This is a genomic window from Priestia endophytica DSM 13796, assembly GCF_900115845.1.
Lineage (GTDB): Bacteria > Bacillota > Bacilli > Bacillales > Bacillaceae_H > Bacillus_I > Bacillus_I endophytica.
In genome coordinates this window covers 1-13,006 of the sequence record NZ_FOXX01000029.1, presented here as the reverse complement: position 1 = coordinate 13,006, position 13,006 = coordinate 1, and the positions used below count along the sequence as shown (strand labels likewise).

Here is a 13,006-nt window from a genome sequence, read left to right as displayed (position 1 = left end):
AATGGGAGGCTTGAGCCGTATGAGTTGAAAGGCTCACGTACGGTTCTTAGGGGAGTTAGGGGCAGCGATGCCCCTCGCTTACCCGACTAAATTAGAGTTATATAGTGTATATAAAAAAGAAGGCACATTAAGGGCCTTCTTCTTTTTTAGAATTTAAATCTAAAAAACTTGATTAGCAAGGTTATAAAGCAGATTTCCTAGGTATAAGTTGAACCCAAGGTATATCTATACAAATTTTTGTTCCGGGAAAGCTCTGTTTTTGTTCGCTTTTATTTTCAGATAGTCGAGTCCAAATAGAGCGATCGATGCAACTACTAAGGTGACAATCATGAATAAAAATCCGTAATTAAATGATCCTGTTGATTTCACCAGATACCCAACTACTAGAGGGGATATAAACCCACCAATCTGCCCGCCAAAATTGGTAAATCCACTAAGAGTTCCATGAATTTCACTTGGAAATAAATCAAGGGTGAGACCCCAAAATGGTCCGTACGCACCAAATATAAAAAAGGATGCAATAGATAAATACGTTATACTGCCATTAGTTGTCTCTGCACTGAAAGCAAAGTATAAACCTACACCTGCTAATAAATAAATAACCCCTATAAGAGAAGCACGGTGTTTGACACGATTACCTAACCAACCAAAAAACAACAAACCAAAGAATCCTAAGATATAGGGTATTGAAGATGCCAAACCTAAATCCTTAAAGTCAATATTTCGACTTGTGTTCAGATAGGTGGGGATCCACCCCAAGAGCCCCCATGCTGCGACGCTTTTTGTTAAATAGGCAGTAAAGATAAGCCAACTGCTTGGGTATTTAACTATATCCTTTAGTACAAACCGTTTCTCTTTCTTACCTGATCTCACGGCACTTGGCTTATCTTCTTTAGAGTCATTTGGTAAAAACCAATACAGTAAAAGGGCTATTACGATTCCAGGGACCGTAAACCAATAGAACAGACCCTGCCATCCTACTCTTCCCATAATCCACACAGAGAGTGGGGCACAAAGAGCCGGACCTAATGGAATGGCTGTATTATACAAACTTGATGCTAGATTTCGATCTGAACCCTGAAAGAATTGACCAAGCATCTTCCATTGGGAACCAGTTCCTAACGCTTCTCCAGCCCCGAATAACGCTCGCATAGCGATCAACATACCAACTGATGCAACAATGCCAGACAATCCCGTGAAAATAGACCACCAAATTACCCCAATAATCATTACTTTTTTTGCTCCGAACCGGTCAGCAAGCATTCCTCCGGGTATTTGCATCAATCCATACCCTAATGTAAATGCTGCTAGAATCCAACCAAAACTGTCAGCATCCATATTAAGATCCTTCATCATCAATGGTCCTGCTGTAGAGATATTTACACGATCCAAGTAGGATACCATATAAGTGAGCCATAATAATAATAGGACAACCCATTTATTTCTTGTCATATACCCATCCCCATTACTGTTTTGTATCCATTTTCTTCTTTATAAACAAAACACTAAAAACTATGTTGTTAAACTATGTCATTTTTAGTATTTTACGAATACAATCTTCCTTTGTACTGTGCGTGAAAACTACTCTCCTATGATTGATATGAATACTCGGGTTGTATCTGATATGACCAGTAATAATGTCTCCTTCTGAATCCGAATATTGAACTTCAGAATGGTCTGCCTGCAAAACAAGGACATGGTTTACATAGTCAAACTTCAGATTCATAAATTGGCTCGTGGTATTTAATACAGAGGCAAAAACCTCGTCTCTTGAAAGTCCGCCTGCAATAAATCTCGAGATGATATAACTCATATCACTAACCGGTGGTTTCTTCCATGTATTTCTTACAATATCCGAGCTAATGAAATGGGGCTTGATTCCCTCTGAGAGGGCTGCCTGCTGGAATACTTTCCAAGCGAAATGCTTGCTACCCTGACCAACATCTAACAATAAACCTTTTTCAACCGCATCTTTAAAAGAAGTAGATACTTTCCCATACTCATCCAAAACATGGCCTCTTTGAGCGTGATAAGGGTGTGTTAATACATCCCCAGGTCGTAAGATTTCTACAACCTCGTCAATAGATAGTCCGGAACCCGTTAGATGAACCATTATTTTTAAGCCACTTTTTTCTGCAGCAGCACGTGCAATGTTCAATAATCCTCGATCTGTTTTTGCATCCACTTGGCCTAATCGAACTTTAAAACCATATAGCCGATCTCCTGCATTGGACGCGGTTTCTACTAAACGCTCTAGTGAGATGTTTTCAGGCTTTGTTGGATTCGGGTTTGGGTGGATGGTAAGACCTTCGGGAAGGACTGAAAGCCAAGAGCGAATCTCCATTGGGCTATTCTGCCATAATCGGTCTGCATTTTCCCATCCATCATATCCAAAAGTTCCTGCATCAACAGATGCAACCACCCCTGAGGAAATATATTCGGTATCGGTTACAGAAACAGGAGCACCTGGTGCCCAAATGTGACAATGAAAGTCAATTAAACCTGGGACTAATAAATGGGATTCAGATAGATGAATTTCTCGATCTTCTGCATTAGTTACCTCTATATCCAGATAATTGTTTTCTTTAAAAGTGTCTCCCTGCCAAATTAAACCACCATGTAAACGCCATGTTCCCATGATATAATCACTCCATTCGATGTTATTCTGCCAAATATATAAACTGTGCTCTCTATGAGATATTTGAACTTTTTTTATTTGTATCCTCAAATGCCATGATTACATCCAACCAATTTTCTGGGGTCTTTCCTTGAAACTTTTCTTTTAGATTCAATTCTGCTAATAACTGAAGTTTATTTTTTGCTGCACTTGACATCAAAGAACTTAAATTTGAGGACTCTAGCATTTCTATGGAACCTTCTAATTCTATAGATCTTCTTAGTGCATGAATTGAAGTTCCTGTAACCAAACGATTCATCGTCTCCTCAAAACTCTTCGAATTCATTGTCTCACTTATGGAGCTAATCACTAGATCTTCTACACCAAACTTGTGCGCTACTTCTAACATTTCAACCAAAAGAGCAGGTAGCCCTTTCATAAAAATACTACGAATCAACTTAACTGCCGATGCGTCTCCAGGCTTTTCACTTACTTTTGAAATATCCATTCCATATTGGGACATGATATCAATAAATGCATCCGTACCCTTACCACTTGCTAGAATCGGAACTTTATGCTTATAAACTGGTAAAGGTCCCATCATAGATGCATCAACGAATCTAACCCCTCGCTCCTTGAGACTATTGCTAATTTTTCTTTTTATATCTGGAGTTGAGGCAGATACATCAATATAAATGAGTTCTTTTCCTAGGTATGGTTTTAAAGAATTGCTGACTTCATAGGCTTTATTTGCTGGCACAGCGACAATTAGTATCGCCAGATCTTTTCTCATTAATAATGATTTAGGTGTATATTCCAGTTCCACCTGTGCTTGTCTAGCTCGTTCCTTAATTTGTGGACCAAAAGTAGGATGATCTAACATGACATCATGAGCACAAATAGTTTCTAGCCCCTCTTGTTTTAATCCGGTTGATAATTCAAAAGCTGCCTCCCCAAACCCAATAAAACCTAATTTCATTGTGAAATTCTCCCCCTTTTCTTATAACCCATATGCTTTCATTTGTTCTCTTAGCCAATGAGGTTGAATGTTTCCTTCAGGTCTACCTTCCGTACGTGCTTTTTCATAGGCTGCAATACTTTCTAGACGTGTTTTCTCGTAGTCTAGTTTTTTCTCTGCTTTGGAAAGAACCTCTTCAATTTTGTCTTTTGGAACTACCACAACTCCATCATCATCGCCAATAATTAAATCTCCAGGAACAACGGAGACTCCCCCGCAAGAAATAGGCTTATGAAGTTCTCCTGGACCGTCTTTTAGAGGACCATTAGGAATAAATCCTTTTGCAAAGATAGGGAAGGCCGATTCACTAAGTGTCTCCTTATCACGAACTAATCCATCAATAATAATTCCTTCAATTCCCATGGCCTTCGCTGCTCCTGCCATCAATTCACCGAGATAGGCGTTTGTAGTGTGTCCCTTTCCATCCGCAACCAAAACATACCCTTCTTTTCCATCATAGATTGCCTGATGAAGAAATAAATTATCTCCAGGTCTCAAACTTACGGTTAGAGCCGTTCCAACTACCTTCATACCTGATGCTACCGGCTTTATTTTGTAGTCCATAGAACCTGTACATCCCATCGCATCCGATATAAGAGTCGTGTTAAGAGAGTCTGCTCTCTCGATAATATCCTCAGATAATAGTGGTGCTAATTTACTCACTTTTATACACTCCTTTGCTATTTTGGTAGTTAAACAATCACTTAGATATAATTCTCAAAGATTATGTTTTGTTTACACCCCCTAAAGATAACGCTTTCAAAAATGATTAATTTAATAAAATTGTTGATGTAATCCACTATCTTTTCATAACTTTATTGCTTTGCTTTTAGATCGAAAAGATAAAAGAAGATTCTTATAAAATGAATTACATTTCTTAAAAATAAAGTGTGTTAGTAATAAAAATTACAACAATATTTAAAATAGTAATATATATTACTAACGATATAGATGTATATTATCACCAATACTTAATAAAGTAAACCTTATTATTGAATAGAAGAGGAGGGGAACGTATTATAAATATTATTATTTAAGAAGATTTTTTTTACATAAAAAAATTAGCATGATAAAATTCAATTAAATATTGTAATAAATATTCTTCAATAATTTAGAAATGTAAAATTTACAATATAATCTGTTCAATTGGAGCGAATGTATGGAAAATCCACTCTTAAAATTAAAAAATAATATCTCACAACTAACAGAAACCCAGCGAAGAGTTGCAGACTATATTCTTAAAAATCCTGTGGATGTAGCTTTCTTGACAGTTGATCAATTAGCCTTAACTGTAAAAACCAGCACTACTACCATAATGAGATTAACGTTTAGTCTAGGTTACTCCGGATACACAGAGTTTCAAAAAGGTCTTCAGGAGCTTTTACGTAATAATGCTGCTCCTCAAATCAGATTAGAGACAAATTTAAAAGATTTAGATGATAGTGATTTATGGATGCGCTGTGCAGAAAATCAATTTAATAACATTCAATCCACTGTAGAAATGATTTCCACAGAGAGTTTAAATACAGCTCTAGAGATGATTATTTCTGCAGACCGAATATTTTGCACAAGCGTGAGAAGTGGTTTACCAGTAGCACAACATCTATCTTTTGGACTTAATCGTTTACTGGGAAACTGCGAATTAATTGTATCTGATTTAAGTGATTGGGTTGATAAAGGCATTACTTTAACTTCTAAAGATTTAGTAATTTCAACTTCTTTCCCAAGATACGCTAGAAGAACTGTTGAATTTGCAATAGCTGCTAAAAATAATGGAGCTCAGGTCATTTCAATTACCGACAGTTATTCTTCTCCTTTAGTTGAGTACTCAAACTTAGTATTACCTTGTAGTTCTACTAGTATCGCTTTTCATAATTCTCCAGTGGCATCTATGCTTGTAGCCGATTATCTGATAAGTGCTATAGCTATAAACTACCCAGAAAAGACAAAAGATCGTCTTGATAAAATTAATTCCATTCTTACACAAATAAACTATCATTATACGAATTAAATTTATAAGGGTGATAGGAATATGAAATATTGAATTGGCAAGCTAATTCGATACTTCATGTTTCTATCATCTTTTTATTCGTTTTGGTTCATATCTTACTCTATCTCATTCAATATCAATTTAAAAAAATATTTACTTTTAACAAGTAACCATGGTAGTATACGTTTAAATAGTCAAAATTATTACAACATTAAGTAATAATGTAATAATTATTACTTTTGTTTTCTGTTTCTATTAAGGAAGATAATTAGCTTTCTAAAATAGTTGCTTTTTTAGATATCATCCGGAAGATATCTTACTCTTGCATTCCTGAGAGTCTATAAAGTGACTATAAATTTATGAATTCTAGGATTTAGGATATTTTGACTCACATAGCTATGAAAACGTTATCTTGGATATTTTTATTCCAAGTAAGAACAACCTATTTTAAGTAAAGGAGTGATTCATTAAAAGTGAAAAAAGAGATCTTTTTTATGAGTAGCGATAAAAAATCAGTGCAGATAAAGGGAAGTTATAGGTGAATTTATTTTTGTAAGGGTTTACAAAGATAAATTTATTACTGTGTAACTATTACTATTTATAGTTAAATGCCAGGGAATGATAGGGGAAGATATAGAGGGGGTATAGTATGTTAACATTTCTAGGATTTTTAATGATTGTCGTTTTTATGTATTTAATTATGAGTAAGCGTTTATCCGCATTCAGTGCGCTCACAGTGGTACCAGTTATTTTTGCCCTAATTGCTGGATTTACTGATTTAGGACCAATGATGATGAAAGGTCTTGAAACCATTGCTCCAACGGCAATTATGATTATCTTTGCCATTCTTTATTTTGGTGTATTAATTGATACAGGTTTATTTGACCCACTAGTAGCGAAAGTTATAAAAGTGGTGGGCGGTGACCCTTTGAAAATTGTAGTGGGTACTGCAGTCCTATCCTTAATAGTAGCTCTGGATGGGGATGGTACCATTACATATTTAATTGTAGTAACTGCATTTCTTCCACTATACAATCGACTAGGTATGAATAAACTTATTCTAGCCTGTATGCCTGCATTAGCAATGGGGGTTATGAACCTAACTCCATGGGGTGGACCTGCTGTACAAGCTACGGCGGCGGTAAAAGCAGATGTAACAGACTTACTTCTACCACTTCTTCCTTCTATGATTGCAGGAACGCTATGGGTTTTGGCAGTTTCTTATTTTCTTGGGCGCCGTGAACGTAAGAGACTAGGAGTTGTAACGATTGATGCAGCATTTAGTAAAGAAATTGCTGCCGATATTGATATGGGTATGGATGCATCAATAAAGCGTCCTAAACTATTTTGGTTTAATTTAATTTTAACTATTTTAATACTAACAGCTTTAGTTATGGGACTTTTACCTTTACCAGCTCTATTTATGATTGGGTTTGCTATTGTAATGATTGTGAATTACCCAAATTTGCAGGATCAAAAGGATCGTTTACACGCTCATGCGGGAAATATACTAACTGTTGTTTCTATGATATTTGCAGCTGGTATATTTACTGGAATTATAGATGGAACTGGGATTGTTAAAGCTATGGCAGATACTTTAATAGCTATTATACCGGATGCTCTTGGACCAAAGTTAACAGTAATTGTTGGACTAATAAGTATGCCATTTACCTTTTTCATGGCAAACGCTCCATTTTATTTTGGGATTATTCCAATTATGGCTGAAACAGCTGCTCATTTTGGCATCCATCCACTAGAAATCGGGCAAGCTTCCCTATTAGGACAACCATTGCACTTATTAAGTCCATTACAAGGTTCTATTTACGTATTAATGGGGCTGCTTGGTATTGATATAGGCGACCATATTCGCTTTACAGCCAAGTATGCAATCGGAACAGCCTTAGTTATGATTATTGTTGCAGTTCTATTTGGAGTATTATCCGTTTAATCTATTTATAGAAAAATGATAATGATTTAAAATGTTCTTGAAATTATATTTAAGCAAAAAATAAAAAGCGTAAACTTGTTACTACTGAACGGGTTTACGCTTTTTTACTACCTGTAATACATTTTATGTAAATTAGGAATGAATATCAATGATGTGCAAAAGGAGAAGAAATAAGGCTTCGCAAATCATATTTATCGTTGTGATTAGTTTGTACACATTATCTAATATCAGGTTTTTCTATAATAAACAATAAAATATTTGAATTTTACCTTTATTACTTAGATAGGTAGACTAAAGTTAGATATAAGAGTAATAGAAGAAAAGAAACTTGAATGGGCTATTCAACGAGCAAATGAACAAAAGTGCCAACTAATACAGCTAACAACAAAAATGAGGATTCGAGAATCCTCATGAAGGTTTAAAACTTCATCTGTAGCTGATATTTTATAAAAATTAAATGGGGCATTTTAATCTTATGTCCTGTCTTTAATATGTTGAAAAAAGGGGGATTATAGTGGGGATTTTTGATGCACATTTTCATATTATTGATTTTGACTTTCCAATTATTGAGAATCAGGGGTATACACCACCGAGCTATGTTGTAACAGATTATCAAAATGAGACGGCTGGTTTGAACATATTAGGTGGAGCGATTGTATCTGGGTCTTTTCAAGGATTTGACCAAGAATACTTATTAAAGGCCCTTAGACAAATGGGACCAACATTTTGTGGCGTTACGCAATTACCCTTTACTGTGACGGATGATGAAATTGTAAACTTACATAACCATGGAATAAGAGCATTACGATTTAATATCAAACGAGGCGGTTCAGAAGATTTATCAAAGCTCGATTACTTTGCGAGAAGAGTTTATGATTTGGTTGGGTGGCATAGTGAACTTTACATCGATGCAAAACAAATACCCGAAATTGCATCAACAATTGAAAAATTACCTGCTATTTCAATTGATCATTTAGGATTATCTGAAGGAGGGCTAACGCATTTGTTAAAATTAGTTAATAAAGGTATACACGTAAAAGCAACAGGTTTTGGGCGTGTGGAACTCAATGTTAAAAACGCTTTAAAATCTATATATGAAACAAACCCTGATGCCCTTATGTTTGGTACAGATTTACCCTCAACAAGAGCGAAAAGACCTTTTGAATATGGGGATATTGAATTAATTCGCCACCTTTTTAATGAAAAAGATGCTAATAAAATTTTATACACAAATGCTTTGAAATGGTACTTCAAATAATTCATTTTTTCATTACGTCTAATGCCAAGGAACATGTGATTGCCTAAAGGACATGATACCTATGGCAATGGAACTTCTATAGTAAGCCGAGCAAGGAAGGTTTTATTGCTCTGTAGGAGTATGTACATAAAAGAAGTGTTGATAGTTAAGTGCTTAGATTAGATTTCGATTGTAATAAAAGATTATCGGAGGAAAAATCATGAAAAATTATCAGATGAGTAGATTTTGCTGGCTTGAAATCAATCTGGACAATCTTAGAGACAACTTCATGCATTTTCGACAAATGGTAGGTCATGACGTGAAAATTATGCCCGCCATCAAGGTGAATGCATACAGCCATGGTATTGTGGCATGCGGAAAAATATTGGAAGAATGTGGAGCAGATTACCTAGGAGTGGGGAGTATTGATGAAGGAATCCTTTTGAGAGAAAATGGTGTGAAGATGCCAATTTTGATTTTTGCTAGCAACCTGATTCAGGAGACTGCAAATCTTTATACGGAATATCGGCTGATTCCTACCATTCTTTCCATGGAAGCTGCGAAAGCATTCTCCAATGTGGTTTCGGAGCCGTCTGATGTCTTCATAAAAATCGATACTGGCCGAGGTCGCCTGGGCGTGAATGCCGAGGTATTTGCCGATCTGTACCGAGAGGTTTCTCAATTGCCCAATCTGCATGTTGAAGGTGTATACAGCCACATGGGTGCAGTAAACTGGCCGGATGTAGGTGCAGATTATGCAATGTGGCAGTTTTCTAGATTCAAATCTGCGATGGATTCGCTGGGAGACGATGCTGAAAAGATACCGTTTAGTCAGCTGGCCAATACACCGGGAAGCATTGCGCTTCCGGAAATTCGCATGAGTGGGGTATGCCCCGGCCGTGCAATGTGGGGATATTCGCCGTTATCCAGAAGAGAGACACATCCGGATCTGAAAGCGCCTCTTGTAAGCTGGAAGAGCCGCCTGGTTCATGTAAATGAAGTCTTAGGCGGAAAATTTGGAGAGAACTACGCTTCAGTCAAACTGGACACGCCGAAGAGAATAGGAATTATGGCAGGAGGTATAGGTGACGGAATTAGCCCGAAGCTGGCAGACGGATATGTTTTGTTGCATGGGAGAAAATGTCCGGTGGCGAGCACGATCTCCTTGGAGCACACGATTCTGGATCTCACAGATTTCCCAGACGCCAAAGTTGGTGATGAAATTGTAATTCTGGGGCCTCAGGGAGAGGAAGAGATTACGCTGGACCAACGTATCAAGGAATGGGAATGCACAGTTCCGCTCATCTGGGCCAATATCTCTCCCCATTTGGACCGTCTGTATTACCGGGACGGAAAGCTTTGGTCCGTTGCAAAAGGCGAACGTTTCATACGTGTCGAACAGTAAGGATAAAGTTGTTTTACCTCCTTGTTTAAATACAGATTGATTACTATTAATATCAAAATTACTATTAATATCAAAATTACTATACTTTTCACCTGAAAATAGCGCTTAATTAATTGAGCGCTATTTGTATATACAAAGATCTATGTAAAATGATTTATTTAGTAAAGACGAGTAAAACAAGATAAACAAATGCAGGCCTGAATTTTACATTTATCCTTTATTCTCCGTAATGATTTTACTAAATGCAAAACTCAAGTTCTTGAAATGCATAAACTTTAAATAGTCCCTATCAAGTAATGGGGACTATTTATTTTAATTAATTAGTGCCGTTAATCAACATTATGGTAACTAATTATCGTTAAATACCTGCAATAAAAATAAACCCCTTGCTCGGTACTAGCAGAGGGTTTTCACATATGGGAGAATACGTTAATATTATGGACAGTTTTGTAGCTTCATATACATCTATAGTTATATAGTTGGTCATTTATTAAAGGTACGACAAGGGTGATTGTGGTAGGTGAGGGGGCGTTCTCCATTTAGAAAGAAAACTTAAAAACAGAATAAAAAGCTGTTCTTTTAAGTGAAAAAAAGAAATCAGCGACAAGGGGATTTGTGGCAAATGTAGGGACTATCCCCTAAGGCTTATAGCAGTTGTTGAAATGAAAAGCATGGAATGTAGGACCTTATTTTGCATTTATCTTTTGATTTATGGACTAACGCTCCCATTAATTCAAAGAGTATTTGTAGACTACGGAGCAAATTCAATTTGATCAGTAAATAATAAGATAATCGTGATTATCCAGAATATAAAGAAAGACGAGGAGAGAATTAAAGATATAATAGGAATTACATTTTTCTCTGTTTTCTTAACTATCCCGATTGTAGATAGCACTATACCTATACCTGTAAGCGAAAATGTTATATAGTCCCCAACCAAACTCCCAATATTCGCTATTCTTGTCGGTGTTACAAAAACAATACAAAAACAAATTACCCCAATGGCAAGGGACATATAACTTATCGAACCATACTTCTTTGGTGTAGCAGTTTCAATTTCCATATAAACACCACCTCTCAGATTAAATTCCTATCTTTTCCCCTTTGACGTAACCGTCTTTCATGTTTATCCTCATACATTTTTTTAGATGATTCTTAAAAATGGAAAACTTAAATTAACCTGCTCTGTTAGTTGGGGAAGAAATCTTCATCCGATAATACCTTGAAATAGTAAATAAATCCCTTTTATATGCTAATAGCGACAATCTTTGCGAAAACAGCTTTTTCATTTTACGCTCCTTTCCACACAAAGATAAGTGAAAATTTTATGCTTTGTAAGGATTAGACGAAAGATCTTAAAAAAGGTTTGGGAGTGGCCCTCTTTTTTAAGATTTACTAATTATAGATAGACCATAAAACTACAATTTATGTTAAAAACTTCTTATTATTAGAAAAGAGGCATAAGATCATGTTTAAAAGAAAATTGTTAACAGCTCTCATTACCAGTATATTATCTATTCTCCTTATCTCTTTCCTTACACCAATAGATGGTTTCTTTGGATGAGTAGATAGTTATTGGAAAAGTGTACCACATAGTTTTGTAGTTTTCCCCGTATATATCCTTCCATGTGTTTTCCTATATGGGTTACCTATCTCCCTCTTGGTTGGAGCCGTAACTAATAAGATGGAAGCTGGCCAATTCCAGTTTTCTATTATCGGACATGTATTTTTTGGTATCCTTCCTTTCTTCATTCCCTGGTTCTTTACCTTTTATTCTGTAGGAATTGCAATCTTATTCTCTGTAGTAGACCATATCTTACAGGCTAAAAAGGATATTAGCACATCAGTCCGATATGTATGGAGTCTCTTACTAGTTATATAGTTATCCTTAAAACAACCATCATCGATAACCTTTATGATGAGATAAGTTTATTATATATATTCCAATAAAAGTTAATTAAATACTTAAGGAGTTTTTATTGGGGAGAGAAAAGGATTAAGGATAGGAACCAGAATGGAGGAGAGGAATGAGTAAGAAAAGAATCATCTGGCTCTTAGTCATCGGTATTGTAATCTTTTGGATCGTTGATAAATTTAACGTGCAATTAGATGAGTTAAAGGGAAGAGGAAAGTTTATCACATATGTAGAGTCCCCTACTAAAGAATATAAGGCCATTGCTTATATAATAAATGATGGAGGCGCTACAGTTAGAGCACAATTAAGGGTAGGAATTGATTCTTATGGTCTGGCAGAAAGACAATTTGATGATAAGACCATTTGTTGGGATATAGATGCTCCACACAAGGGTGACCCTCAAATTAAGTGGGTAGATAATCATACGGTAGACGTCAATGGAAGTAAGATTGATATCTATAATGAGGATACTTATTATAATTGGAAAGATCATTATCCTAAAAAAGAGGAGTAGAGTTCATTCTACTTCTCTTTTTTATATTTTAGGACAACTTTCTTGACCGGGAAAGTCCCCTTTTCTTCCTATAATGCGTGTTATGGTGCGACAAGAAGTCGCTTCTATATAGTGTGGCTTACGCCACTAGTTTAGACGCAAAAACTATCCCCATCCAAAACTGCGTGACTAGTAATAGGTACGTAGGTTGCATGCGGAAATGCGGAAACAGAGAGTCAGCGCACGGCTCAGAACACTGCTAGGGGAAGGTGAGTATGGTGAACGCAAGTGAAGGTTTATAAGCTTCGTAAACGTTAGCTCAAGATAGTGCCCAGATTGGCTTGAGTATTGATAAGAGGAAAAGCAAATTCATAACGTTGCTG

Annotated in this window: 10 protein-coding genes; 5 read left to right on the top strand and 5 right to left on the bottom strand. The window is 36.2% G+C overall.

Going from position 1 to position 13,006, the window contains the following annotated elements; genetic code table 11:
- Positions 1 to 225: 225 nt before the first annotated feature.
- The 4 genes from BM012_RS24980 to BM012_RS24965 form a co-directional block, all read right to left on the bottom strand.
- Positions 226 to 1,452, bottom strand: a complete 1,227-nt coding sequence (locus BM012_RS24980; RefSeq protein WP_061804513.1) for an MFS transporter — start codon at positions 1,450 to 1,452, stop codon at positions 226 to 228.
- A gap of 73 nt (positions 1,453 to 1,525) precedes the next feature.
- Positions 1,526 to 2,638, bottom strand: coding sequence for an amidohydrolase family protein (locus BM012_RS24975; protein ID WP_061804514.1), 1,113 nt, complete (start codon positions 2,636 to 2,638; stop codon positions 1,526 to 1,528).
- Positions 2,639 to 2,690: 52 nt separating this feature from the next.
- Positions 2,691 to 3,596 (bottom strand): DUF1932 domain-containing protein, encoded by a 906-nt coding sequence (locus BM012_RS24970; protein ID WP_061804515.1) that lies wholly within the window; start codon positions 3,594 to 3,596, stop codon positions 2,691 to 2,693.
- Between the two features lie 21 nt (positions 3,597 to 3,617).
- The gene (locus BM012_RS24965) at positions 3,618 to 4,298 is read right to left on the bottom strand and encodes an RraA family protein (protein ID WP_061804516.1); all 681 of its coding nucleotides are present in this window, start codon (positions 4,296 to 4,298) and stop codon (positions 3,618 to 3,620) included.
- 496 nt (positions 4,299 to 4,794) lie between these two features.
- Here BM012_RS24965 and BM012_RS24960 point away from each other — a divergent pair, with 496 nt between their 5' ends.
- The 4 genes from BM012_RS24960 (at position 4,795) to alr (ending at position 10,215) form a co-directional block, all read left to right on the top strand.
- Entirely contained in the window at positions 4,795 to 5,646 is an 852-nt protein-coding gene (locus tag BM012_RS24960) for a MurR/RpiR family transcriptional regulator (protein ID WP_061804517.1), read from the top strand.
- 628 nt (positions 5,647 to 6,274) lie between these two features.
- Positions 6,275 to 7,573 carry a CitMHS family transporter gene (locus BM012_RS24955; RefSeq protein WP_061804518.1) on the top strand — a complete coding sequence of 433 codons (1,299 nt, stop codon included), beginning with the start codon at positions 6,275 to 6,277 and terminating at the stop codon, positions 7,571 to 7,573.
- A gap of 514 nt (positions 7,574 to 8,087) precedes the next feature.
- Complete coding sequence (locus BM012_RS24950) at positions 8,088 to 8,831, top strand: amidohydrolase family protein (RefSeq protein WP_061804519.1); 744 nt, start codon at positions 8,088 to 8,090, stop codon at positions 8,829 to 8,831.
- Between the two features lie 199 nt (positions 8,832 to 9,030).
- Entirely contained in the window at positions 9,031 to 10,215 is a 1,185-nt protein-coding gene (gene alr / locus BM012_RS24945) for an alanine racemase (RefSeq protein ID WP_061804520.1), read from the top strand.
- Positions 10,216 to 10,966: 751 nt separating this feature from the next.
- Here alr and BM012_RS24940 read toward each other — a convergent pair.
- The gene (locus BM012_RS24940; protein WP_061804521.1) at positions 10,967 to 11,278 is read right to left on the bottom strand and encodes a hypothetical protein; all 312 of its coding nucleotides are present in this window, start codon (positions 11,276 to 11,278) and stop codon (positions 10,967 to 10,969) included.
- 964 nt (positions 11,279 to 12,242) lie between these two features.
- Here BM012_RS24940 and BM012_RS24935 point away from each other — a divergent pair.
- Complete coding sequence (locus tag BM012_RS24935; RefSeq protein WP_061804522.1) at positions 12,243 to 12,644, top strand: DUF5412 family protein; 402 nt, start codon at positions 12,243 to 12,245, stop codon at positions 12,642 to 12,644.
- Positions 12,645 to 13,006 lie beyond the last annotated feature (362 nt).

Excerpts from the sequence above, each read along its gene's own strand:
- BM012_RS24935 (WP_061804522.1), top strand. The coding sequence starts at position 12,243 with ATGAGTAAGAAAAGAATCATCTGGCTCTTAGTCATCGGTATTGTAATC.
- BM012_RS24975 (WP_061804514.1), bottom strand. The coding sequence starts at position 2,638 with ATGGGAACATGGCGTTTACATGGTGGTTTAATTTGGCAGGGAGACACT.
- BM012_RS24980 (WP_061804513.1), bottom strand. The coding sequence starts at position 1,452 with ATGACAAGAAATAAATGGGTTGTCCTATTATTATTATGGCTCACTTAT.
- BM012_RS24955 (WP_061804518.1), top strand. The coding sequence starts at position 6,275 with ATGTTAACATTTCTAGGATTTTTAATGATTGTCGTTTTTATGTATTTA.
- BM012_RS24960 (WP_061804517.1), top strand. The coding sequence starts at position 4,795 with ATGGAAAATCCACTCTTAAAATTAAAAAATAATATCTCACAACTAACA.
- BM012_RS24940 (WP_061804521.1), bottom strand. The coding sequence starts at position 11,278 with ATGGAAATTGAAACTGCTACACCAAAGAAGTATGGTTCGATAAGTTAT.
- alr (WP_061804520.1), top strand. The coding sequence starts at position 9,031 with ATGAAAAATTATCAGATGAGTAGATTTTGCTGGCTTGAAATCAATCTG.
- BM012_RS24970 (WP_061804515.1), bottom strand. The coding sequence starts at position 3,596 with ATGAAATTAGGTTTTATTGGGTTTGGGGAGGCAGCTTTTGAATTATCA.